This window comes from Pantoea sp. UYEF8 (genome assembly GCF_040546285.1).
GTDB lineage: Bacteria > Pseudomonadota > Gammaproteobacteria > Enterobacterales > Enterobacteriaceae > Pantoea > Pantoea brenneri.
Genome location: NZ_JBEPNM010000003.1, coordinates 318,656 through 341,773 on the forward strand (window position 1 = coordinate 318,656; position 23,118 = coordinate 341,773).

The 23,118-nt window shown below is 57.3% G+C and carries 21 protein-coding genes and 2 tRNA genes; 9 read left to right on the forward strand and 14 right to left on the reverse strand.

Translation table 11 applies throughout. The features are described 5' to 3' along the window. Positions 1–7: 7 nt before the first annotated feature. The 3 genes from ABIB18_RS07790 to ABIB18_RS07800 form a co-directional block, all read right to left on the reverse strand. Entirely contained in the window at positions 8–763 is a 756-nt protein-coding gene (locus ABIB18_RS07790) for an amino acid ABC transporter ATP-binding protein (protein WP_069728477.1), read from the reverse strand. Next, complete coding sequence (locus ABIB18_RS07795; RefSeq protein WP_069728476.1) at positions 756–1,562, reverse strand: amino acid ABC transporter permease; 807 nt, start codon at positions 1,560–1,562, stop codon at positions 756–758. Before ABIB18_RS07795 ends, ABIB18_RS07790 begins: the two co-directional genes overlap by 8 nt. Positions 1,563–1,623: 61 nt before the next feature. Beyond that, complete coding sequence (locus tag ABIB18_RS07800) at positions 1,624–2,436, reverse strand: ABC transporter substrate-binding protein (RefSeq protein WP_046289217.1); 813 nt, start codon at positions 2,434–2,436, stop codon at positions 1,624–1,626. Between the two features lie 230 nt (positions 2,437–2,666). Between ABIB18_RS07800 and ABIB18_RS07805 the strand changes: the two genes are divergently transcribed. Beyond that, complete coding sequence (locus tag ABIB18_RS07805; protein ID WP_069728475.1) at positions 2,667–3,761, forward strand: LacI family DNA-binding transcriptional regulator; 1,095 nt, start codon at positions 2,667–2,669, stop codon at positions 3,759–3,761. On the opposite strand, the gene pdxR is transcribed toward ABIB18_RS07805, so the two are convergent. Continuing rightward, positions 3,758–5,206: a MocR-like pyridoxine biosynthesis transcription factor PdxR gene (pdxR, locus tag ABIB18_RS07810; protein WP_354473931.1), complete on the reverse strand. Its 1,449-nt coding sequence runs from the start codon at positions 5,204–5,206 to the stop codon at positions 3,758–3,760. The two genes, ABIB18_RS07805 and pdxR, sit on opposite strands and share 4 nt — an antisense overlap. Before the next feature lie 100 nt (positions 5,207–5,306). On the opposite strand from pdxR, the gene ABIB18_RS07815 reads away from it, so the two are divergent. Next, positions 5,307–6,020, forward strand: coding sequence for a GNAT family N-acetyltransferase (locus tag ABIB18_RS07815; protein ID WP_354473932.1), 714 nt, complete (start codon positions 5,307–5,309; stop codon positions 6,018–6,020). A gap of 15 nt (positions 6,021–6,035) precedes the next feature. Here the strand turns inward: ABIB18_RS07815 and ABIB18_RS07820 are convergent, their stop codons facing one another. From ABIB18_RS07820 to ABIB18_RS07830, 3 genes are all read right to left on the reverse strand, one after another. Next, positions 6,036–6,947, reverse strand: a complete 912-nt coding sequence (locus ABIB18_RS07820; RefSeq protein ID WP_354473933.1) for a tropomyosin — start codon at positions 6,945–6,947, stop codon at positions 6,036–6,038. A gap of 217 nt (positions 6,948–7,164) precedes the next feature. Continuing rightward, the gene (gene opgB, locus ABIB18_RS07825; RefSeq protein ID WP_354473934.1) at positions 7,165–9,456 is read right to left on the reverse strand and encodes a phosphatidylglycerol--membrane-oligosaccharide glycerophosphotransferase; all 2,292 of its coding nucleotides are present in this window, start codon (positions 9,454–9,456) and stop codon (positions 7,165–7,167) included. Positions 9,457–9,679: 223 nt separating this feature from the next. Then, complete coding sequence (locus tag ABIB18_RS07830) at positions 9,680–10,069, reverse strand: tautomerase family protein (RefSeq protein WP_031376341.1); 390 nt, start codon at positions 10,067–10,069, stop codon at positions 9,680–9,682. A 112-nt stretch (positions 10,070–10,181) separates the two neighbouring features. On the opposite strand from ABIB18_RS07830, the gene ABIB18_RS07835 reads away from it, so the two are divergent. Then, on the forward strand, positions 10,182–11,099 hold the full coding sequence (locus ABIB18_RS07835) for a LysR family transcriptional regulator (protein ID WP_046289177.1): 918 nt from the start codon (positions 10,182–10,184) through the stop codon (positions 11,097–11,099). Here the strand turns inward: ABIB18_RS07835 and ABIB18_RS07840 are convergent. Next, positions 11,076–12,089, reverse strand: coding sequence for a glycosyltransferase family 32 protein (locus tag ABIB18_RS07840; protein ID WP_354473935.1), 1,014 nt, complete (start codon positions 12,087–12,089; stop codon positions 11,076–11,078). The two genes, ABIB18_RS07835 and ABIB18_RS07840, sit on opposite strands and share 24 nt — an antisense overlap. A gap of 504 nt (positions 12,090–12,593) precedes the next feature. On the opposite strand from ABIB18_RS07840, the gene ABIB18_RS07845 reads away from it, so the two are divergent. Then, the gene (locus ABIB18_RS07845) at positions 12,594–13,559 is read left to right on the forward strand and encodes a beta-propeller fold lactonase family protein (protein ID WP_279810094.1); all 966 of its coding nucleotides are present in this window, start codon (positions 12,594–12,596) and stop codon (positions 13,557–13,559) included. Here ABIB18_RS07845 and ABIB18_RS07850 read toward each other — a convergent pair. After that, positions 13,541–14,095, reverse strand: a complete 555-nt coding sequence (locus ABIB18_RS07850; RefSeq protein WP_354473936.1) for a histidine phosphatase family protein — start codon at positions 14,093–14,095, stop codon at positions 13,541–13,543. The two genes, ABIB18_RS07845 and ABIB18_RS07850, sit on opposite strands and share 19 nt — an antisense overlap. A 588-nt stretch (positions 14,096–14,683) precedes the next feature. Here ABIB18_RS07850 and ABIB18_RS07855 point away from each other — a divergent pair. From ABIB18_RS07855 to ABIB18_RS07870, 4 genes are all read left to right on the forward strand, one after another. After that, positions 14,684–16,075 (forward strand): MFS transporter, encoded by a 1,392-nt coding sequence (locus ABIB18_RS07855; protein WP_354473937.1) that lies wholly within the window; start codon positions 14,684–14,686, stop codon positions 16,073–16,075. 66 nt (positions 16,076–16,141) lie between these two features. Further along, positions 16,142–17,164: a LacI family DNA-binding transcriptional regulator gene (locus tag ABIB18_RS07860; protein WP_354473938.1), complete on the forward strand. Its 1,023-nt coding sequence runs from the start codon at positions 16,142–16,144 to the stop codon at positions 17,162–17,164. 12 nt (positions 17,165–17,176) lie between these two features. Beyond that, positions 17,177–18,181 carry a nucleoside hydrolase gene (locus ABIB18_RS07865; protein WP_354473939.1) on the forward strand — a complete coding sequence of 335 codons (1,005 nt, stop codon included), beginning with the start codon at positions 17,177–17,179 and terminating at the stop codon, positions 18,179–18,181. A gap of 279 nt (positions 18,182–18,460) precedes the next feature. Continuing rightward, entirely contained in the window at positions 18,461–19,681 is a 1,221-nt protein-coding gene (locus ABIB18_RS07870) for an MFS transporter (RefSeq protein WP_031376347.1), read from the forward strand. On the opposite strand, the gene ABIB18_RS07875 is transcribed toward ABIB18_RS07870, so the two are convergent. From ABIB18_RS07875 to ABIB18_RS07885, 3 genes are all read right to left on the reverse strand, one after another. Then, positions 19,678–20,142 carry a YbaK/EbsC family protein gene (locus ABIB18_RS07875; RefSeq protein ID WP_031376348.1) on the reverse strand — a complete coding sequence of 155 codons (465 nt, stop codon included), beginning with the start codon at positions 20,140–20,142 and terminating at the stop codon, positions 19,678–19,680. The two genes, ABIB18_RS07870 and ABIB18_RS07875, sit on opposite strands and share 4 nt — an antisense overlap. A gap of 96 nt (positions 20,143–20,238) precedes the next feature. After that, positions 20,239–21,030, reverse strand: a complete 792-nt coding sequence (fhuF, locus tag ABIB18_RS07880) for a siderophore-iron reductase FhuF (protein WP_031376349.1) — start codon at positions 21,028–21,030, stop codon at positions 20,239–20,241. 193 nt (positions 21,031–21,223) lie between these two features. Beyond that, positions 21,224–22,312, reverse strand: a complete 1,089-nt coding sequence (locus ABIB18_RS07885; RefSeq protein WP_094106334.1) for a GGDEF domain-containing protein — start codon at positions 22,310–22,312, stop codon at positions 21,224–21,226. A 222-nt stretch (positions 22,313–22,534) separates the two neighbouring features. Here ABIB18_RS07885 and ABIB18_RS07890 point away from each other — a divergent pair, with 222 nt between their 5' ends. Then, positions 22,535–22,819 carry a DUF1435 domain-containing protein gene (locus tag ABIB18_RS07890; RefSeq protein ID WP_031376351.1) on the forward strand — a complete coding sequence of 95 codons (285 nt, stop codon included), beginning with the start codon at positions 22,535–22,537 and terminating at the stop codon, positions 22,817–22,819. A gap of 83 nt (positions 22,820–22,902) precedes the next feature. Here ABIB18_RS07890 and ABIB18_RS07895 read toward each other — a convergent pair. Both ABIB18_RS07895 and ABIB18_RS07900 read right to left on the reverse strand, forming a co-directional pair. Then, positions 22,903–22,989 (reverse strand) — tRNA-Leu (locus ABIB18_RS07895). Positions 22,990–23,017: 28 nt separating this feature from the next. Next, a tRNA-Leu gene (locus ABIB18_RS07900) sits at positions 23,018–23,104 on the reverse strand. Positions 23,105–23,118 lie beyond the last annotated feature (14 nt).

The following is a 23,118-nucleotide window of genomic DNA, read 5'->3' on the forward strand; positions in this document are numbered from 1 at the left end:
TACTCAGTTACAGCACTTCAGAGAGAAAACGTTGCAGGCGCGGTGACTGCGGCGCATCGAAAATAGCGGCTGGCGGCCCGGCTTCGACAATCTCGCCTTCGTCCATAAACACCACCTGATCCGCCACTTTGCGCGCAAAGCCCATTTCATGCGTTACCACCACCATCGTCATGCCGCGACGACAGAGATCGGCCATCAGCGTCAGCACGCCTTTCACCAGTTCGGGATCGAGCGCCGAGGTCGCCTCATCAAACAGCATCACCTCCGGATCCATCGCCAGCGCGCGGGCAATCGCCACCCGCTGCTGCTGGCCGCCGGAGAGATCGCGTGGCCGGTGATCGGCGCGCGGACCCAGACCAACCTCTTCCAGCCGCTGACGGGCAATCGCCATCGCCTGCGCTTTGGGCAAGCCTTTGACGCGCCACGGGGCCAGCGCCACGTTCTCCAGCGCGCTGTGATCGGGAAACAGGTTGAAGTGCTGAAACACCATGCCAATCCGCAGCCGCAGTGCGTCCGGTTTGTCGCGCAGTACCGATCGGTCGGCCAGCAGCACATCGCCCGATTTCGGTTCATGCAGCCGGTTAATACCGCGCAGCAGGGTCGATTTGCCCGAGCCGGATGGCCCGATAATGCAGGTGGTGCTGCCGGGCGCGACCCGCAGCGAGACGTTACGCAGCACCTCAATCGGGCCATAGGCGAGGGTCAGATCGCGCAGCTCCAGGCTGGCTCCGTGCCAGCTGGCGCTGGTTGTGCGGTTATTCATGGTTGCCTCCGGTCAGCGGGTGAGTGGCCAGCGCGCCGTTGGGCCGTCTGACTTCCTCCACCTCTTTTAAACCACTTTGCGGCGCGGTCAGGCGACGGCGGCCGGTGCGGTAACGCACATCCACGTAGTTGACCATGTGCGTCAGCGGCACGGTGATGATCAGATAGAACAGCCCGGCCAGCATCAGCGGCGACAGATTGCCGGTCAGCACCGCTGCATCCTGGCCGACGCGAAACAGCTCGCGCTGCTGGGTCATTAGCCCCAGCAGGTAGACCAGCGACGAGTCTTTAATGATGGCGATGAACTGATTGACGATGGCGGGCAGCACCCGGCGGATCCCCTGCGGGATCACCACCAGCCGCATCGCCCGGCCATAGCTCATCCCCAGCGCGCGACAGGCTTCCATCTGGCCGCGTTCGACGCTCTGAATGCCGGCGCGGAAAATCTCGCCCATGTAGGCGCTGGCAATCAGGCTGAGGGCGAAGATCCCCAGCGGGTAAGGCGTCGGACCGAACAGCTGATAGCTGAATCGCGCCAGGCCCTGACCAATCAGCAGGATGGTCAGAATCGACGGCAGACCGCGAAACAGATCGGTATACAGCCGGGCGGGCAGGCGCAGCCAGCGCGAGGGCGAAATGCCCATCAGCGCCAGCAGCAGGCCAAACAGTGTGCCAAGCAGGGTGGCCGCCAGCGAGATAATCACCGTATTCACCAGCCCGGTGGTTAGCATCTGCGGCAGCACTTCCCTCATTGAGGAAAAATCAAAGAAGGTGCGGGAAAGAATCGTGAGCAAGTCCATCGCCGTCTCCATGCAGTGCGGGGCATTCCCCGGTTAACTCAGGACGCGAACGTCCGCCACTTTACTGACCGCCAGGCAGATACTGTTTGGGCATTGGCGAGCCGGGGAACCACTTCTGATAGAGCCGCTGCCAGGTGCCGTCCTGCATCGCCGCTTTAATGGCGCTGTCCAGTGCGGCCTTAAAGGCGGGTTTGCCTTTGGCGATGGCGATACCGGCCGGGGCATCAAAAGAGGGGATATCGGCAGCAGAGACCAGCTTGAAGCGTTCGGCGTAGCTTTTGGCGGCCTCATAGTCGAGGAAGATGGCGTCGAGCGTGCCATTATTGAGCGCCGAGACCGCGCTGTTGTTATCCGGGAAGCGCACGATGTCGGTCTGGGTGAAGTGTTCCACCGCGTAGTTCTCCTGCAGCGTGCCCTGAACTACGCCAAGCCGCCGTTTTGCCAGACTGGCGACATTCTTCACGCCGCTGTCGCTGCGGGTCAGCACGGTGAGAAAGCCCGCCAGATAGCCAGTAGAGAAATCGACGGTTTTTTCACGTGCCGGGGTGATGCCGATCGCCGCGACCGCCGCATCATACTGACCGTTGGCGACCGCCGGCATGATGGCGGAGAAGTCCTGACCGACAAAATCGACCTTATCGATTCCCATGCGATGGGCGACATTTTTAAAGAATTCGACGTCAAAGCCGGTGAACTGACCGCTGGCATCGGTGAAGGTATAAGGTCTGGAATCGCCGACGCTAGCGACGCGTAGCTGGCCCGGTTCGATCAGGCCGTAGGGATTGTCATCGCTGGCAGCCAGCGTAGAGAACGAAAGTGCACAGAGTGCGAGCAGGGTGCTGAACGTCTTACTGAACACAGTGCCGAACAGCATGCCAGGCCGTTTGCCCGGTTTGGTTTGCGATTTCATAGCTCATCCGTTTTTGCAGGTTTAAACATCAGAGACTGTTGAGCCGGTGATTATTTTTGAGACCGGTCTCAACGCAGGTGACACCTTGTGGACGTGGGCGTTGTGAGACCGGTCTCAAGGGGTTACAATGAGTTTAAGCACAGCCTTTTTTCGGCGTCAATCTTCCTGTCATCAACCTGTGATTCAAAATAATTATGACCAGCCAGAAATTACGTTCTAAAGCACCCACCGTGGCGGATGTGGCGCGCGCGGCAAAGGTTTCCAAGGCCCAGGCGGCGCGTGCGCTCGGGGGCTATGGCGCGGTCAGTGATGAGGTGCAGGCGCGGGTAAACAGCGCCGCTGCCGCACTGGGCTACCGTCCGAATGAGCTGGCGCGCAGCATGAATACCGGGCGCTCTAACACCATCGGTGTCATTGTCGGGGATATTGAAAATCCCCACTTCGGCCTCGCCCTGCGCGGCATGGCGGATGTGGCGCGTACCGCCGGTTACCATCTGCTGCTCAGCAACAGCGACGAAAAGCTGCAGGCTGAACAGGATGCGGTACGGGTGATGCTGGAGAAGCGGGTCGACGGCATTATCGTGGCCCCCAGTTGTTCAGAGCGCGATCAAAACAGCCATCTGATGCAGGTGCTGGAAGAGGGCCGGGCGCTGAAACTGTTCGATCGTGCAGTTACCGGCCTTGATGTCGAAGCGATCTGCTGTGAATTCACCAAAGTGGCGGCTGACGCCACCAGCCGGTTACTGCAGGCCGGCCATCGTCATATCGCCTATGTCACCAGCATGGCGCTGACCGGTGACTACCGTGCGCCAGCTGATTTTGGCCTGACGCCGGTTGCCCAGCGCGTCGGTGGCATGATGCAGGCGTTTGCCGCGGCGGGAGTGGAATTTGATCCGTCGCTGGTAAAAGTGAATGCGCTGGATGAAGCGCAGATCGCCCGCATCGTGGCTGAGCTGTGGCAGCGCCCGCAGCCACCCAGTGCGCTGGTGGCCTCTGACAGCGTAGTAGCGATGTGGCTGCTGCGTGAAGTGACGCAGCGCGGGCTGCGCATCCCGGCGGATCTCTCCTTCGTGATGTATGACAACTTTCCATGGAGCGAAATTGTGACGCCGCCGCTGACGGTAGTGGCGCAACCGGTATACGAGATGGGGCGTGAAGCGGCACGCCGGCTGATTGCCGAAATTCGTGGCGAAGCGGCCGGTCCAATGCCGCGCTTTGATGCCCGGCTGATACTGCGGGAATCGATTGCTGCTCCGGCCAGCGACAGTGAGCCACGCGGCAGACGTTAACCCGGCCAGCCCAGCACCCGGCGCAACTGTCGTACCGCCGCGGTGATCTGCGTGCTGCTGCTGTTGCCATAGCCAATCACCAGGCCGCGCTGTGCCGGTTCAGTCAGATAAAAGGTCGAGAGTGCCGCAGGCGCGTAGCCAGCCTGAATCAGCCTGTTGGCTATCGCCACGTCATTCTGATGCGCCTCGATTGGCAAGACCAGATGCATTCCGCTGTCGCCACCCAGTAAGGGTATCGGCTGGCCCGCGGCCTGCTGCAGTTCACTGCGCAACAGGGCCTGACGCTGGCGATAGAGGCGGCGCATTTTACTCAAATGCCGGCTGTAATCGCCGCTGAGAATAAAGCGTGCCAGCGCCTGCTGCTCCAGCGGATTACCGCCACGTAGCAGCTGATGCAGCGCCGGTCGCAGATTACTGACCAGCGGCGCGGGCAGCACCATAAAGCCGATACGCAGGGCAGGGAACAGCGTCTTGCTGAAGGAGCCGAGATAGATCACCGGCGCGTTATCGGTCATCCCCTGCATGGCGGCAATCGGCTCGCCGTGGTGCCGGAAGTCGCCATCATAATCATCTTCGATAATCCAAGCCTGCAGCTGCCGCGCCGCCGAAATCAGCGCCAGCCGCCGGGCTGCGCTCATCACCGCGCCAGTCGGATACTGATGGGTTGGCGTGGTGTAGATCAGGCGCGGTGGGGACTGTTGCCAGTGTTGCGGCTGCGGAGCCAGGCCCTGCTGATCGATGGGAATCGGAACCACGCGCAGATCGCCGGCTTGCATGGCCGCTTTGGCCCCACGATAGCCTGGATCTTCAACCCAGCCGTGGTCACCCGGATCGCTCAGCAGAGTGACGCACAGCATCAGCGCCTGTTGCGCTCCTTCGGTAATCACAATCTGTCCGGCATCACACCGAACACCGCGCGTGATACGCAACTGCTGCGCCAGTGCGGCACGCAGTTCAGGATCACCCAGCGGGTCGCCATAACCCAACTGGCGCGGTGGCGTGTGGTTCAGCACATGATTAAGCGCCCGACGCCAGGCGGCTAACGGAAAATGATTCAGCGCCGGAATGCCGGGGCGCAGCGGCAGCGTTCCGGTATCGAAACGCTGGCTGAGCTGAAGGGCATCAAGCCGTTTTGCCAGCGGCCAGTGAGCCAACCCGTTGTCATCTGGCCGGGCTGTCGGTAACGCCAGCAGGCTGACGCGGCTACCCTGTCGATCGCTCATCAGATAGCCCTCCGCCTGCAGCTGAGTCCAGACGTTAAGCACCGTATTACGTGAGACCTGTAGCTCAGCGGCCAGTTGCCGGGTGGCAGGTAACATCGCGCCGGCAGCCAGCTGGCCCTGCAAAATGCCCTGTTTAATCCGCTGGTAAAGCTGCTGCTGCAGCGTGGTTCCGGCGGCTGGCGTTAACGGTGCCAGCAGTAAAGGATGGCTCTCCGGCTTCATGGCGCGCTCCCGTGGATCTATCATTTTCAAACATTGTGGTACTTTTTAACCCACCATGATAGTGGCAATCTGCAGGCATCATCTGAAGCCTGGAGGCGATATGTCACAACACACTAATCAGTATGGTCAGCCGGTCGGGGTCGATTTACCGGACTGGCAACCCCGTCCTTTTCCGCAGCCGCAGGTTTTCACTGGCGAAGTTTGCCGGCTTGAGCCGTTCAGCGTGGCGCGCCATGGCGAAGCGCTGTTCGATGCCTACGCCGCGGCGGAAGATGGCCGCGACTGGACCTATATGTTTGTCGGGCCGTTTGATAACCGGCAGGTGTGGCAGGAGCATGCGGCGCAGCTGGAGGCCAGCCGTGACCCGCTGCACTTTGCGGTAATCGATCTTGCCAGCGGGCAGGCGGCAGGCAGCCTGGCGTTGATGCGGATTCAGCCGGAACATGGCGTGATCGAAGTCGGACATGTGGCGTTTTCACCTCATCTGAAGCGGACCCGCATGGCGACGGAAGCCCATTTCCTGCTGATGCGTTACGCCTTTGAGACGCTGGGTTATCGCCGCTATGAGTGGAAGTGTGATAGCTGCAATGCGCCATCACGTCGGGCGGCAGAACGTCTTGGTTTCCGCTACGAAGGCGATTTCCGCCAGGCGATTGTTTACAAAGGCCGCAGTCGCGATACCAGCTGGCTGTCGATCATTGATGGTGAATGGCCGCAGGTGAAAAAGGGCCTGCAGCGCTGGCTGGCCAGCGACAACTTTACTGCCGATGGCCAGCAGCGCGAAAAGCTGGAAACATTGCGCAAGCTGCCCTGACCGGTCGCTGCTTATTCAGATAAACAGGGTTTTCACGGCCGCCACCAGCAGGGTGGTGGTCATCACCATTAACAGTCGCTTAATCCAGCGCATGTCGTTTTTCACTGTCATCACTTCATCTCTGAGATTCTCGACCGTTCGGGTTAAGCTGATCAGGCCAGCCTCGAGCTTATCGACTTTGATTTCAACCTGGTTAAGCCGGATACCCAGCTTATCGACTTTTCTTTCAACGTGCCCCAGACGCTCATCGATCTGGTCAACTTTGCGTTCCACGTTGCCGAGTCGCTCATCGATCTGGTCGACTTTTCGTTCAACATTGCCGAGTCGCTCATCTATCTGTTCAACTTTTCGGTCAACCTGATCGACTTTGCGTTCAACATTGCCGAGTCGCTCATCTATCTGTTCAACTTTTCGGTCAACCTGATCGACTTTGCGTTCAACATTGCCAACCCGCTCATCGATTTGTTCGACTTTTCGGTCAACCTGGTCGACTTTGCGTTCAACATTGCTAACGCGCTCATCTGTCTGTTCAACTTTTCGGTCGACCTGATCGACTTTGCGTTCAACATTGCCAACGTGCTCATCGACCTGATCGACTTTACGTTCAACATTGCCAACGCGCTCATCTGTCTGTTCAACTTTTCGGTCGACCTGATCGACTTTGCGTTCAACATTGCCAACGTGCTCATCGATCAGTTCAACTTTTTGTTCGACCTGATCGACTTTTTGCTCAACGTGGCCGACGCGCTCATCGACCCGGTCGACTTTTTGTTCAACCCGGCTGAGTTGCTTATCGTCTGGCTGGTCCGGTTTTCCCTGCTGCATATCCGTAAAGATCTCCACCATCGCCTCCGCTTGCTGCTCATCGATCCCTGCCCGCTGCAGGGCTTTAAAGGCCTGGTGGGTCTTCATCATGGTGCTTGTCATGTCTGCCTCTCTCCCGGCAATATGGCGATAGCGAGAGGATGACAGATCACACAAAGGGTACCACTAAGCCAGTTGTACTTTGCGCGCCTTTCAGAAAAATATCAATTAGTTCAACAAGTAACGTGCAGTGGATTGCGAGCGGTCTCGCAACCTTCGGCGTCTGATGCGGGAAGATCTCCTCTGCGTGAATCCGCAGAGGAGAAGAGAAAAGCAGGCGTTATGGCTGAGGCACGATCTTGATTTCCACCATGCCAATGCCCAGTTTGCGTGGGTCCTGACCGGTGATATTGCCGATATTACTCAGCTGCGGTTCCGGCGGCGCAATGGTCAGTTGGTGCGTGGCGGTCGGGTTGTCAAAATGCAGCGTATGGGTAGAGAAGGTTTCACCCAGCGACAGCAGTTGCTGCTGATCGCCAACCCGCACCGGGATCTGGCGGTGGACGTTAGCTCCATAAGCGCGAGCGGTAATCACCAGGTCAAACTTCGGCGGTAGCGGATCGACGTACTCTATCTTCACTTCCGGCGCGAGATTAGCGTTAGACCAGCGACCCCAGCTTTCCGGTCGGGAAATGCCGCTAAAACGCTTGATGCTCTGCGGTGCGCCAGGCACGTCGAGCCGGAAGCTGTCGGCGCTGTAGCGAATGTCGTTATCTTCGATGCGGATCTGCGCCAGATTGCGCTGATAAGCCGCATCGCTGGTCGGTGTGGTCGGGAATTTCACTTTACCTTTCCACTGTGGCTGATCGATATGCGTTACCGCAGGCGTTGCGCCGAGCTGGCCCATTGCCACACAGAGATCGCCGGACAGCGCCAGCGACGGCTGCCAGAGTCGCGCCATTTTAAAACAGCGATCGACCCACAGAAACTTATCGGTCGAGGTGAAATCGGCCAGCTGATAGCGCAGCGGTGCCGAATATTCCCCTTCCGGCATCGGCTCAACATGCTTATCACTGATGCGGAACAGAATCGGTAACCGGAAGGTGGTACCCGAGAAGCTAAAGGTATTTTTCACCTGATCGACGGTAAAGCTGTCCATCATCTTCGGGAAATTCCACAGCTGGATAATATCCGGCTTCCAGCTCATCACCTTACTTTTCATATCTTCAAACTGCGTCGATAGCGAAACGCTGCTCAGGCTGCTGCGGCCCAGACCAATCGCGTTGTCACCGCCGAGAATATCCAGCAGCGTCGCGCCGTTATCCAGCGTGCTGCGGCGCGCATCAATCACTTCTGCCTGCGGTTTATCGCCGCGGATCACCATAAAAAGATCGTGGCGTGGCTGCTTAATCAGGTACTGGTGGGCGGTGTTATTCATCGCCAGATGATCGGAGGTCACCACAATCACTGTCTGTTTAAACCACGGTGAGGCTTTAATCCGGTCAATCAGGCGTGCGACGTGCTCCTGCGAACAGGCCACCGCGCTAAATGACTGGTTTGGTTTGCCATCAAAGCTGTAGCTCTTGCGCTCACAGCTGCGGGAGATAAAGCCATCGGGATGATGGGTATCGACCGTCAGGGTGAACAGCGCAAACGGTTTGTTAGCTTTTGACAATTCCTGATATTTTTCAAACACCTCATCCATCACCGTATCGTCGTAATAACCCCAGTTGTTGCGATAGGTCGGATCGGCAACGCGGCTTTTCAGCTCATGTGCGCCGTAAAGGTTGGCCGGATCAAAGCCGTGTGATTTCAGGAACACATCTTTGCCGGCGAAGCGCAGATCAGCGCCCTGAATAAACCAGTTGTCGTAGCCGGAGTTTTTCAGGATGTCGCCCAGACAGACGTTTTGCGGATAGAAGCTGGAGAGCGAGGCTGAGGCATTGCCGTCAAACGGCGCAAACAGCGGAATGCCGCACATTGAGGCGACCATGCCAGCGATAGTGTAATCGGTGCCCGGCAGCTGCTCAGTCTGGCTGAAGTCGATGCTTTGCTCTTTCAGGCGGCTGAGCTCCGGTGCCAGGCCGGGAAAAGCGTGCTGATCAAAATAGGTGCGCTCCAGGCTTTCGCCGTAGATATAGACCACGTTGAGGTGCGGCTGCGCAATGCGGTTACGTGGCACTTTGTAGAACGCATCGAAGTCGGAATCGGCCAGCTGGGTGTGCGACACAATCAGGGACGCCACCTGACGAAATGCAGGTGTGGTCTGCACTGAACCCAGCGCGCAGGCCACCGCCAGCAGCGACCAGCCGATATGATGTGGCCGCTCACGCCGCCGCAGTATCCACGACAGCAGGCAGAACAGCAGAAACAGCACGATGATCAGCCCTATGCCCGGCACCACATATTTACTGATACCGGCACCGGTCAGGCTGTTGGTCAGGGTATAGAGCACGGCATCATTGATGCCGTCGCCGGTGAAGTAGTTGCTGGCGTAAAGCGTAGCATTCAGCACCACAAACAACACCAGCAGGATTAACACCACAAAGAACCAAAATTTGTTACGCCCGGCTTTACAGGAATAGATAGCAATAGCGGCCAGAAACAGCCCAAGTGACGCTAATTCGGACAACGGCAAATCCTCTGTTGATATGAGTACGCGGCGCTTCAGACTGCCGGCCACCTTCGGGGGGATGGTTTTTCGACAATCTATATTGGCTGTAACCCGGCTGCAACACATCCAGCCAGATTTGTGCGGTGAGGATCATATTGGTGACAGAGAGCATCGGCGGGGAGTTTATCAGGCCTGACGGCGGCTGGCGCGCACCGTCAGCAGAGCAAAGCGGACTGTAATTTCAGAGTTTGCCGGTCAGGTATTGCGCCTCACCATCAGCAAAGCTCCAGTCGCCTTTGTCATTGGTGATAAAGCTGATCATTAAATCGTTACCCTGCACGCCACAACTTTCGCGCAGCTCGCGCGCCAGCTCCGCCATGAAGTGCTGTTTCTGTTCGCTGCTGCGCGGGCTGGTGTAGACCCGCACCATGACCAGATTATCGCTGCGGCTGAATCCCAGCCCGGTATCCTGAAACACCATCTGGTGGCGCTTGTTTTCCTGAACAATCTGGTAACGATCGCGCTCAGGCACCTGAAACGCGGTGAGCACGGCCCGGTGTGCTGCATCCAGCAGCGTACGCAGTTCGGATTCTGAACGACCCTGAATAACATCAAATTGCAGCAGTGGCATCGGCTTTTCCTCGCGGTGAGAGTGATAGTCTGTTGTGACTATAGTGACTGCTTTATCCGCCGGGAAAAAGCGCGTAGCCTGAACTGATTATTCACTATATTGAACAATCAAGATGAAAGAGATGAAGACCGATGCGCTGTGGGATCACCTGCACTGGCTGACGGTGCTGGCCGAGCAGGGCAGTTTTACCCGTGCCGCAGAGCGGCTCGACGTCAGCAAAGCGGCGATGAGCCAAAAAATCAAAGAGCTGGAGCAGATGGCGGGCGTGCTGCTGGTACAGCGTACTACCCGCAGCGTGCGTCTGACCTCGGCGGGTGAAAAGCTGGTGGAGGAGTTGCGCGAGCCGTTTGCCCGTATCGAACAGAGCTTTTTCAGCGTGCGTGATACTGCCGGTCCGGTACGGGGACTGGTGCGCATCACCGCGCCGGTGGCGTTTGCCCGTCAGCAGCTGGTGCCGATCATTGGTGAGTTTCTGCGTGACTATCCGCAGGTCCGCCTGCAGCTCGACGTAACGGACCGCATTGTGTCGCTCAGCAGTGAAGGGTTTGATCTGGCGATACGCCACAGCGACACGCTACCGGAAACCCACGTGGCGCTGCCGCTGTGTGAGACGCGCACGCTGCTGGTGGCGTCACCGGCCTATCTGGCGGCGCAGGGTACGCCGCTGATGCCGCAGGATCTGGCCCGGCATAACTGCCTTTACTATCCACGCGGGGTGGAATCGCCACGCTGGAGCTTTGTGACCGACGGCGATAATGAGCGGATCCAGGTGCGGATTCAGGGCTGTTTTGCCACCAATAACAGTGAGTCGATCCGCGATGCGGCGCTGCAGGGATTAGGCATTGCGATGCTGCCGGACTTCAGCGCCCGGGCGGCGCTGGCAGCCGGTTCACTGCAACAGGTTCTGCCTGAATGGCAGGCGGTCGAGGCGTTCGCCGCCCGCCTGTGGATTGTGCGTCCCTGGGCGGCGCAGGTGCCACGTGCGGTCACCACCTTTGCCCACTGGTTACGCGCGCGCTTTGACGGTTAGCGGCAGCGCCAGCGTCGGGGCGGTCTGCTGCATCATCTCACCCATCAGGCTGCGGCGATTGTACAAACCCAGCCGCAGATTGAAGTCGAGATGCAGCCGTTCGTTTCCGGTTAACTTGATGATTGGCGGCGGCGTTTGCGGTCGTTGCTGAAACAGCACGGAATGGGCGAAGGCGCTGCTGCTGTCAGCGTGCAGGCGCTGATAGTAGTAAGCGTTAGCTTCCCCTTTCCGCAGGTAGAGATTGGCCCGTCGGTATTCGCGCATCGCTACCTGTTGGGCCAGTGACAATAGCTGGCGCGATGGATTATCAATGTTCTGCACAATCATCGGGAAATCATCGCGCTTTTTCAGTTCCTGAAAATAGTTCTGAATGCCGACGTTTTTCACCGGTGCCAGCTGTTTCAGCCACTCGCGGATAAACGGATTTTGCGGCGCAGCGGCGACAAACCAGCTTTCGATCACCGGGGCGAGAAAATTCAGGGTTGATTGTTCGCGGTAGTAACCGATTAAATCCATCGACCGCTCCAGATGCACGCGATGGACCCAGGCGAGATCTTCAAATAACAGGGTACTGCAATCAATGCCGATGCCGCCGTAACGGTGAATCAGTTCGAGACGAATGATTTCACTTTTATGCGCCAGCGTCAGATCGGAAGAGATAAAGTCAAGATCGGGCAGCCACTGCGACAGGGTGTGCTGAGTAATCAGATAAACCTGGTGATCGGGATTATCCCGCCGGATTTTACTGATATTCAGCGCCATTGAGGTAGGCAGCTGATCGTTATGCCAGTACATCCAGACAATCTTCGGAATTTCCGGCAAGCTTTTCTGCTGCGATATCAACACGACGTTCTCTTCCTGCCCCGGGTCATATTCCGGTGCGCTAAAGACGCTGTGTTGTTTTTTATTCCATAACATCTGGCTACTGAATGATATTCTTTTCCAGTTGCGCCAGATCTTATGCGCAGGACGTTGGCGATGTAAAGTCATGGTGCACCTGTTGTTTTTATTTTCCCGTCATATTGCAGCACCTGCGCGCCCCATAATTAACGCGATGACGGGGCGATGCAGCCTGGCGGCAATCTCAATCAGTGCGGGAATTATTAAAGGGTTTCCCTGATGGTGGCGCAGTGTAAAAGCGCGCGCTAGTTTCCTCACGGCGGTTTAAATTGCACTGCACCTTTTTAATAAAACATTATTTACCTATAAGCTATGTCTTTTTTTGACTTTCGGATAATACGGAAATAAACCGGGCAGCCGATGAAAATAATAGATTAAGCGGACTGTATTATTTATTTAATCACTCTTTTTCGCCGGTATAAGGAAAGTCTGAATCGCGCGGCGGAGTTATCGCCGCTGCTGCGGCCTGGTGGCTTTTTCGGCAGCGGATTGCGCTTAAACTGCCGCGTTAGCCCGGCTCATCAATCGCTCACGGCGTACCGCGCGTTAACGATTGTCTACGCTTAAGAGGATCTTACTGAGAAAGGAGCGCGCATGCAGAGTGATTCTCACGGTTTACTGGCGGTAGATAAACGGGGCAATCGCGTCCTGTTTCTTAACCCGGAGACGTTTGCGGTCGAGCGGGAGCTGAACGCCTTTCCACCGCGACCGCATGAACTGCTGATGCTGACGGCGTGGGGCAAAGCCTATGTGCCGATTTATGGCGATGGCGTTCATGGCAACAATCCGCATCCGGGCCATAAAGTGGCGATAATTGATTTGCAGCATCGGGAGATCAGCGGCTTTATCGATCTGTCTCCGCTGCGGGCGCCGCACAGTGGTCAGCTGGGGCGAGACGGCAAAGTCTACCTCTGCTGTGAGCAGAGTGCCGCAGTGGCGGTGATCGATCCGCTCACCGATCGGCTGGAAAAAGTCATTCCGATCCCTTCGCACAATGCGCATCGTCTGACGTTGTCACCCAGCGGCCGCAAGCTGTTTACCGATAACGAAGAGGACGCCACCATCACGGTCGTCGATCTGTGCGAAGCGGAAGGGCGGATCATCGATACCATCCTGCTGCCGGGGCCGATTGCCGGTATCGCCGCCTCACCCAGACACCCTTACCTGGTGGCCAGCGCCGCCGACGCGCCGCTGCTGTACGTTATCGATCGGCAAAGCCACCGGATTCGCCAGCGTCTGGCGCTGCCGGGTCATCAGCAGCCTTGTCAGGTGGTGCGTTTTAGCGCGGATGGGGAACAGCTGGTGGCGATTGGCGAGGGTGAGCCGGTTGTCACCCTGTTTGACGATCTGCTCAATCCACTGGGCGATATCGCGGTCGGCACTATGCCGATGGATGGCTGCTTCAGCCCTGACAAGCAGTTGCTGCTGATCGCCAATCAGGGCGATGGCACCCTGAGCGTGATCGATCTGGCTCAGCGCAAAGTGATTGCCACGCCGCGGGTCGGCACCGGCTGTGAAGTGCTGAGCTACTATCCGCGCGATCAGATAAACGGACGATGATAGATCGCCGAGCTCCAGTGACGGCTGCTGGCGTGCTTTTCCGCCTGCCAGCCGCGTTTGCGCAGCTCACGGGCGATCATCTTGTTCATGATGCCGTGACCCAGCAGCAGCACCGTGCCGTGGCGGGCGTGCTCAATTAACCGGTCGGCCGCCAGCGAAGCGCGATGGCGGGCGTGCTGCAATGACTCGCTCTGGCCGGCATAACCGCACAGCCACAGCAGCCGCAGCAGTGCCAGCCAGATCAGCGTCGGTAGCTGGAGCTGACTGCCCGGTAGCAGCGGCACTGCCACCTCGCTGAACAGCGCGTCGACCTCGTGCGGCTGCAACCCGAGCTGGCGCAGTGAGGAGCGGGCGCGGGGAAGCGGGCTGCACACCACCACCGTCGCCTGACGCGCAATAGACAGGCTACGCGGCGGCGGTCCGTCGCTGACCTGTGACAAATCGAAGGCTTCGCACCAGTCCGCCAGCGCCTGCACGTTGTGCCGTCCGCCGGGCTGGTGATTGGGCTTACCGTGCCGCATTAGAATAATCGTCATAACTCTCCTGTACCGCTTTCACCACAGGGTAAAGCATTGTCTGCATTTGCCAATCCCTGGATATTTTTTCGGAGAATAACCCGGCTGTCATGCCACGGTAACAGCGCGGTGCGATAACGGAGCGCGATGAAAGGGGCCGGCTCCCGATTTAGCTTAATGTTAAGAGAAAATTCTACTTCTCACGCCCTGATGTATTTTTTATGCGCGACGACTCTCGGTTAACTGCCTGAATTTGCGATAAAAACTTTTGATGACGCAGTGTGATAATGAAGTTTATCTAACAAATTAGCTGAAGATCTATTGATTTATCTACGCGCGTAGATACACTATGTCCCCAGTGATTGCTCACGGTGCACGATGCACAGCAGGCGCCATTGATTGTGAAGTTACATTCGCTTCGTTAAAGCGACCGGTCAAAAAAGATCGGCGAAAGCGGGCGAGGGGCCAGATTCCAACACCAGGGAATCCTTTAACCTTTCATCATGGTTAGTCAACTGAACGTCGCCACCGGGATGTTCCGCTTACACCCAGGGAACCGACCCACGGACGGGCGTTTATCGATCTGCATACTCATTCAGGGACAGGGTTATGACGGCACACAGCACCGTTAAGCAGCAGGCATCACTGACTTCCTCCTCAGCCGCTGACGAGCGGTTTAATACGTCTTCCGGCCGCAAAGATTTCTGGCGCGCCACTTTCTCATGCTGGTTAGGTACCGCCATGGAGTACGCGGATTTCGCGCTCTATGGCCTTGCCGCCGGCATTATTTTTGGTGACGTTTTCTTCCCGGAATCGACCCCGGCGATGGCGCTGCTCTCCAGTTTTGCCACCTGGTCGGTCGGCTTTGTTGCCCGCCCGATTGGCGCACTGTTCTTCGGCTGGCTCGGCGACCGCAAAGGGCGAAAGGTGGTGATGATCGCCACCATCATCCTGATGGGCGCCTCCACCACCTTTATCGGTTTAATCCCCAGCTATGCCTCGATTGGCGTCTGGGCACCGGCCTGTCTGGTGCTGCTGCGCTTTACCCAGGGTTTTGGCGCGGGTGCTGAACTGTCGGGCGGTACGGTGATGCTGGGCGAATATGCGCCAGTGGAGCGTCGCGGCCTGGTCTCTTCCGTGATCGCGCTTGGTTCCAACAGCGGTACGCTGCTGGCCTCGCTGGTCTGGCTGATCGTGGTGCAGATGGATCAGCAGAGCCTGCTCGAATGGGGCTGGCGCATCCCGTTCCTCAGCAGTGCGCTGATTGCGCTGGTCGCCTTATGGATTCGACGTCACCTGCGTGAAACGCCGGTATTTGAGCGTAAAAAAGCGCAGATGGCAGCGGAACGTGCCGGCGTGCTGGCGGCGCAGCCAGCGGTCGACTCGCGTCCTTTCTTTCAGCGTACCCGCGCCTTCTGGACCATGGTGGGTCTGCGTATCGGCGAGAATGGCCCCTCTTATCTGGCGCAGGGGTTTATTGTCGGTTACGTCGCGAAGGTGCTGATGGTGGATAAATCGGTGCCGACCACCGCCGTTTTTCTGGCGTCGCTGCTAGGCTTTATCATTATCCCCTGCGCGGGCTGGCTGTCGGACCGCTTTGGCCGCCGGGTGGTTTACCGCGTGTTCTGCCTGTTGCTGATGGTCTACGCCTGGCCGGCCTTTACGCTGCTGGATAGCCGCGAGCCGATGCTGGTCATTCCGGTAATCGTGGTGGGAATGGCGCTGGCGTCGCTGGGTATCTTTGGCGTTCAGGCAGCGTGGGGCGTGGAGATGTTCGGCGTCCACCACCGCTACACCAAAATGGCGGTCGCCAAAGAGCTGGGTTCCATTCTCTCTGGCGGCACCGCACCGCTGATCGCCGCAGCGATGCTCTCTTACAGCGGTCACTGGTGGCCGATTGCGGTCTACTTCTCGGCGATGGCCACTGTCGGGTTCCTGACGACCTTTGTGGCGCCGGAGACGCGAGGGCGGGATCTCAACCTGCCGGATGATGCGATATAGCCGGACCAACAAAAAAGTACAGCAGGCCGTGTAATGCGGCCTGCTTTGTTTATGGAGGAAAGTGATGTGGCTAAGCCGTTAACAGGAAAAGTCACCCGCAGTGAGGTCGCGAAAGCGGCAGGCACCTCGGTGGCGGTGGTCAGTTATGTGATTAATAACGGGCCACGTCCGGTTGCCGATGCGACACGTCAGCGGGTGCTGGCAGCGATTAAGGCGACCGGTTACCGGCCAAACGCTGCGGCGCGCGCCCTGGCCTCCGGCAATACCAAAACCTTTGGCCTGGTGGTGCCGAATATCAGCAATCCGTTTGTCGCCTCGATGGCGCATGTGCTGCTGCAGGAGTCGCTGAACCACGGTCACGTGATGTTGCTGGGTGATGCCGGCGATGACCGTAAACGCGAGCTGGAGCTGATTCAGGGGCTGCTGAACCGGCAGGTGGATGGACTGTTTTATAACAGCGTCGATCGCCATCCCTACATTGAGATGATTAAAGCCAGCGGTACGCCGCTGGTGATGCTGGAACGGGTCGAGCCGCAGCCGGGCGTCAGTATGCTGCGGGTCAATGAGCGCCAGGCGGCCTGGCAGGTCACATCGCATCTGCTGAGTCACGGTTATCAGCAGGTAGGGATGATTAGCGGTCCGACAGAGATGCTTAACGCCCAGGATCGTATCCAGGGCTGGCGTGACGCGATGCAGGAGCGTGGCCTGCCGGTTGATGAGTCGCTGATCTTCCCGGCCAGTTACAGCCGCGAGGGCGGTTATGCGGCGGCCCGCACCATGATTACACAGCGTCGTGTGCCGCGCGCCCTGTTTGCCAGCAATGAAGGTCAGGCACTTGGCGCGCTCCGCGCCTTCTCCGAACAACAGATTCGCGTGCCGCAGGATGTGGCACTGGTCTGTTTCAATGGCACCGAACACGCCGCTTTCCATGTTCCGACGTTAACTACCGTGCGCCAGCCGCTGCGTGAGATGGCGCGTTGCGCTATTCAGATGCTGAAAGCGGGTCAGAACGAAGCACAGCTGAAAGAGTTTCCCCACTATCTTGAAATCGGCGAATCCTGCGGCTGTAAACCGCAAAGCCAGAGTTAACCAGATAACACCATGAAACGAATAATTATTGATTGCGATCCGGGCAACGGTATCGCCGGTGCTAATACCGATGACGGGCTGGCGATAGCGCTGGCCCTGGCGTCTCCGGCGCTATCGCTGGAGTTAATTACCACCGTGGCGGGCAACACGCCCTGCGAGCTGGGTACGCGCGTCGCCAAAAATCTGGTAACCCGGCTGGGCTTAGCCATTCCGGTGGTGCAGGGCGCTCAGCAGGCACTTGAGGAAGATCCGGCCCCGTGGCGTGATGCACTGGATAATCGGGTGATAGAGTCAGGACTCAGTACGCTGTGGCAGGATGTGCGCCAGCCTGCGGATTTACCGGCGGATTTACCGGCGGATGCGGGCGAGGCGGCCGACGCCATCGGTAAGCTGATTTGCGACAATCCGGGCGAGATTACGCTGGTAGCGATTGGTCCGCTGACCAATGTGGCGCTGGCGATGCAGCGTTATCCGGCCATGGCGGAAGCGGTGGCGGAGATTGTGATCATGGGCGGCGTATTCGCGCTGGATGATTACATCAAAGACACCAATTTTGGACTCGACCCGGAAGCGGCGCATCAGGTGTTACACAGTGGTGCCACGCTGACGCTGGTGCCGATGGATGTCACCACCCAGACCTTGCTGACCCAGCAGGATTTAACCCGGCTGACCGCGGTTGATCATCCGCTGACGCAGTTTGTGCGCGAGACTCTGCGGCCGTGGATCGACTATTCCATACAGACCCGCCAGCTGGCAGGCTGCTGGATCCATGATGCGCTGGTGATCGCCTGGCTGATGAATCAGCGGGTGGCATCCGGCATCGATTACCGGGTGGATATCGAACTGCGGGCCGGGCCGACGCGCGGGAAAAGCTGGCGTTATCGTCAGCCGCTGCGCGTCACTACCGGCATCCCGGATAACTGTGGCGCGTTAGTGCACGTGCTGCATCGTGTCGATAATGCCCGGCTGTTAGCGATCATCGGCCAGGCTTTCAGTCGCCTGAATCCCGAATGCTAAAGCCTGAAAGCCTGAAATCCTGAAATCCTGAAATCATGAAAGCCTGAAAGCCTGAAATCATGAAAGCCTGAATACCGGGGCGCAATCCGCCCCGTACCCATCCTGAATCGCCATTCTGACACGCTTATTTACAGCCTGAAGCAGCGGCTGACAATTACGTAGCACGCTAACCTTTCTGACATGATATATACAAGTGGTTAACAAATTTGCAACCACGCTGTGGGTTGCGCCCACCCCTTTCCGGCCGCTGTGCCGAAGCCGCTCAGACAGGATAGTGACATGCTTAACTGGACTCCGACCCAGCGAAACGTGGCGTTTGCCAGTTTTGCCAGCTGGACGCTGGATGCTTTCGACTTCTTCATTCTGGTTTTTGTGCTCAGCGATCTGGCGCACTACTTTCACTCCTCGGTTTCGGAGGTCTCGCTGGCGATTATGTTGACGCTGGCGGTGCGGCCGATCGGGGCGCTGCTGTTTGGTCGTCTGGCGGAGCGCTACGGCCGCAAGCCGATTCTGATGCTGAATATCGTGCTGTTTTCGCTGTTTGAACTGCTCTCCGCCTGGTCACCGACCTTTGGCGCGTTTCTGGCGTTCCGGGTGATCTACGGCGTGGCGATGGGCGGCATCTGGGGCGTGGCCTCGTCGCTGGCGATGGAAACCATTCCGGATCGCTCCCGCGGGCTGATGTCCGGTATTTTCCAGGCGGGCTATCCGTGCGGTTATCTGCTGGCGTCGATTGTCTTTGGCCTGTTCTTTGCCACTGTTGGCTGGCGGGGCATGTTCCTGATTGGCGCAGTACCGATTCTGCTGCTACCGTTTATCTATTTTAAAGTACCTGAATCCCCGGTCTGGCTGGCGGCGCGCCAGCATAAAACCAGTTCGGCGCTGATGCCGATCATTCGCCAGCACTGGAAAATCTGTCTCTATATGGTGCTGCTGATGGCCTGCTTTAACTTTTTCAGTCACGGCACCCAGGATCTCTATCCCACTTTCCTGAAAGTGCAGCACCAGTTTGATGCCCATACCGTCAGCCTGATCGCCATCGGTTACAACATTGCGGCGATGCTGGGCGGCATCTGCTTTGGGTCACTGTCTGAGCGTATCGGCCGTAAAAAAGCGATTATTCTGGCATCACTGCTGACGCTGCCGATTTTGCCGCTGTGGGCTTTTTCCAGCGGCTCATGGGCAATTGGCATCGGTGCGTTCCTGATGCAGTTTATGGTGCAGGGCGCGTGGGGCGTCGTTCCGACCTATCTGACCGAGCTGGTTCCGGCCAACGCACGCGCCGTGTTGCCGGGCTTTGTCTACCAGCTGGGGAATCTGATCGCTTCGGTCAACGCCACGCTGCAATCGCGTATTGCAGAAGCCCACGGCGGCAATTACGGACTGGGCATGGCGATAGTGGCGGGCACGGTAGCCGTGCTGATCTCTCTGTTAGTGGCGTTTGGTCGCGAGACGCGCGGCATCGAAATCTCCGGCGCGGTGGCCCGGCAGCCCGATTAACGCGCTTCGCAGACGTCGACCCAGCGGGCAGCCGTCAGCTCGGCCATCTGTTGCGGACTGATTCGCACGGCGCTATGGATGGCGCCCGCCGCAGGTAACACCTCGTCAAAACCGCGCAGCGAAACGTCGCAGTAAACGGTCAGCGGATTTTCCAGCCCGAAAGGACAGACGCCGCCGACCGGATGGCCGGTCCAGTTAATCACTTCATCCACGCTAAGCATCCGCGCTTTGGCTCCCAGCGCCGCTTTCAGCTTGCGATTATCCAGCCGGGCGTCGCCACGCGTCACAATCAGCACCACTTCATCTTTGACCTTCAATGACAGGGTTTTGGCGATCTGGCCTGGCGTAACGCCGTGGGCGCGGGCGGCCATATCAACCGTTGCGGTGCTTTCGGCCAACTCAATAATCTCAATTTCAGGGGCGTGTTCGGCAAAGAACTGGCGTACTGACTCCAGGCTCATCTTTCTCTCCAGGCTGATCGAAGGCGTAAAAATTGCCACAAGCCTCGCAGCCTGTAAACGAGATAAACGGAGATTTAGTGACAGAATGCGTCGCGATCAGCTGCTGCTTAAGGTGCAGTTGCCGCATTGCGCCACATCGGGGATGCGGTAACGCTGGCAGCAGCTGCGACGGACCAGTTCGCCGTTGCGGGGGATCATAGTGCGGTAGAGCGGATTATCGCTGCCATCCAGCAGCTGCTGGTTGAAGAACAGCGCCTGTTCCAGTTGTGCCACCGGCAGCTCACCGAGGGTGTTTTTTAGCTCGCCGAGGAACCACTGAAACGAAAAGCCCATGTTGTTCCAGATCAGCCTGGCATTGATATCGCCGTGGCGGGTAATGCTGTTCACTACCGGGATCAGATGCTGCTGTATCAGCCGATCGAGGCGCTGCTGTGCATTCAGGTAGTGCGCATCCTCATCCTCCTGCACCGCAATCCAGAACGCGGCGGGATGTCCATGCTGAAACTCCACCCGGATATGCTCGGGCGAGCAGTCGAGCGCGCGCGACTCCTGCAGCAGGGCGATCATCAGTGGCGGCAGCAGCAGACCAAAATACCACTGCGCCCACAGTGACAGCACCGGTTTTGCTTCCCGCACGGCATCAGGATGATCGCGATAGAGATAGTCGCTGTAACGCTGAATCAGCGGCGTAAACACGGCGGGCTGTGACCAGTCGGCGAGCGTCAGGCAATCGGGCGCGGCAGGCTGATCGAGCTTAATCGACTGCTGCAGATAGTCAGGCTGCTGCAATAGCCGTTGCTGCAAACTTTCCGCCAGCGGACGGTCGTTTTGCCGGAAGATCATCGACTGGGAGCTAAAGCGATTTTCCTGAGCGGTTACGGTTGCCATGTCGACTCGCGAAAGAGTAGATAAGAAAGCAAATGATAATCGTTATTGATTCACTCTTCAAGCCGTACAAAACATCAGCAGGAAAGGGCGGCTGGCCGGGGAGAGTAAATAAGTCAGGAACAGGAACTAATAGAATAAAAATCCGCTATACCGCGGTTACGGCATAATAATAGCCGCTTAATACGCAAGGGTATTACGCGTGTTCGCCGGACGTTGGATGATGCGCTTTAGGTAAATCTTCCCAGGCGAGAATGGTATTTCTTCCCTGATTTTTAGCCACATATAATGCGCGGTCAGCGTTCGCTACCGCCTGATCAAATTCATTATCATAAATAGGCGCAATGCCGGCGCTAATCGTTACATGGGTCGAAACTTTTTCATTAAAGCGGTGGGGAATTTCTAAATCGACCACATACTGACGAATTCGCTCCGCCAGTTTCATTGCAATGGAACTGTTGACGTTTGTCATCAGCACCAGAAATTCTTCGCCGCCATAACGGGTAACCACATCCCGTGAACGCACCGCATCGCGAATGGCCACCGACACCCGCGCCAGCGCCTGGTCACCCATCGCATGACCGTAATTGTCGTTATAGGCTTTGAAATGATCGATATCCAGCAGCAGGACATAATGACTGCCTGCATGGTTTTCCAGAATATTGTCGAGCCGGTTTTTCAGCCCGCGGCGATTATACAGTCCGGTGAGCGGATCGAGCATGCTGAGGTCACTGAAGGCTTCTTTCTCCTGATACAGCTGGCGCATCAGGCGCAGGGTAAAGTTATCGGCGCGACGACGCATCAGATGCTGCAACGAAAAACCAATCAGCGGCAGGGTGATGTTCAGCAGGATCAGCGGCAGGTGTTCCCCCTTATCCAGCAGCAATACGGTGACCACCGGCGGGGTGATATGCAGGCAAAACGCCAGCAGATGATCGCTCAGAGCGATGGCGCTGATAAAAAAAACGCTGAGCAAACTGATAATCAGAAAGCCATCATCAAAATAAGATGCCTGATGAAAGCGATAGTTAATGTGCCAGGCCCAGAGAGCACCCAGTATAAAAGACACCGGATTTAATAACGGTAATTTTAGTTTAGGACGGATTAAACAAAGACATAATATTGCGCTACTGAAAATAGCGACGCAAATTACCGGTAACGTCATTTCGCTTTTTCTGACCGGCGCCCAGCAGAATAGTGTAATAACAACGTTAAGAAACAACAAAAGCATGAGCGAAAGCCGATATTTGCTGTGTTTCAGTTCTTCATAAGATTGTAATTTCATTATAAATACTCGTAACGGCCCTGAAATATCAAAGCGCAAACCGGTAAAGCGCTTTACCGGACAGTGAGCAAATTATTGCTGTTATTAATAGTGTTATCGGCCGCAATCTAGCATTTTCCAACTGGTCTGTCATCTTCCTGGCCGGGCCAGTCAAAAACAGGCTGCATAAGGCACAAAACTGTCATATGATAATGGGAATGCTTATCATTTGAGGTTCGGATCATGGGGATGGCCATTATTGCCGCCTGCGGCCTGTGGGGATTTAGCTGGGTGATGGGGAAGAAACTGGATAGCGCCTGGGGCGTTCTGCTGCCGTGCGCCGCAATGCCATTGTTCGCGTTATGGGGACCGAGCTTCAGCCAGTGGCGGGTGGTGATGATCGTGGCGCTGCTGCTGACCATTGTCATGCTGTTTAACCAGCGCTTACGTCATTATCTGCTGCTGCCATCCTGTCTGGCATTAGCGGGCGGACTGGCGGCAGTGTCAGTGAATTTTCATCTGAATTAAAGGCAGGGAGTGAACAGCGTGTAACCGGGTTGCGGTAACAGAAACGATCATAAAGGGGAACTAAAGCAGGGAGATGACAACGTTGGTGCGAAGAGAGGGACTTGAACCCTCACGTCCGTTAAGACACTAACACCTGAAGCTAGCGCGTCTACCAATTCCGCCACCTTCGCATCGAGTTGTCTGTTCATATCACCGCAATGGTGCGAAGAGAGGGACTTGAACCCTCACGTCCGTTAAGACACTAACACCTGAAGCTAGCGCGTCTACCAATTCCGCCACCTTCGCGCAGTGCTCGCGAT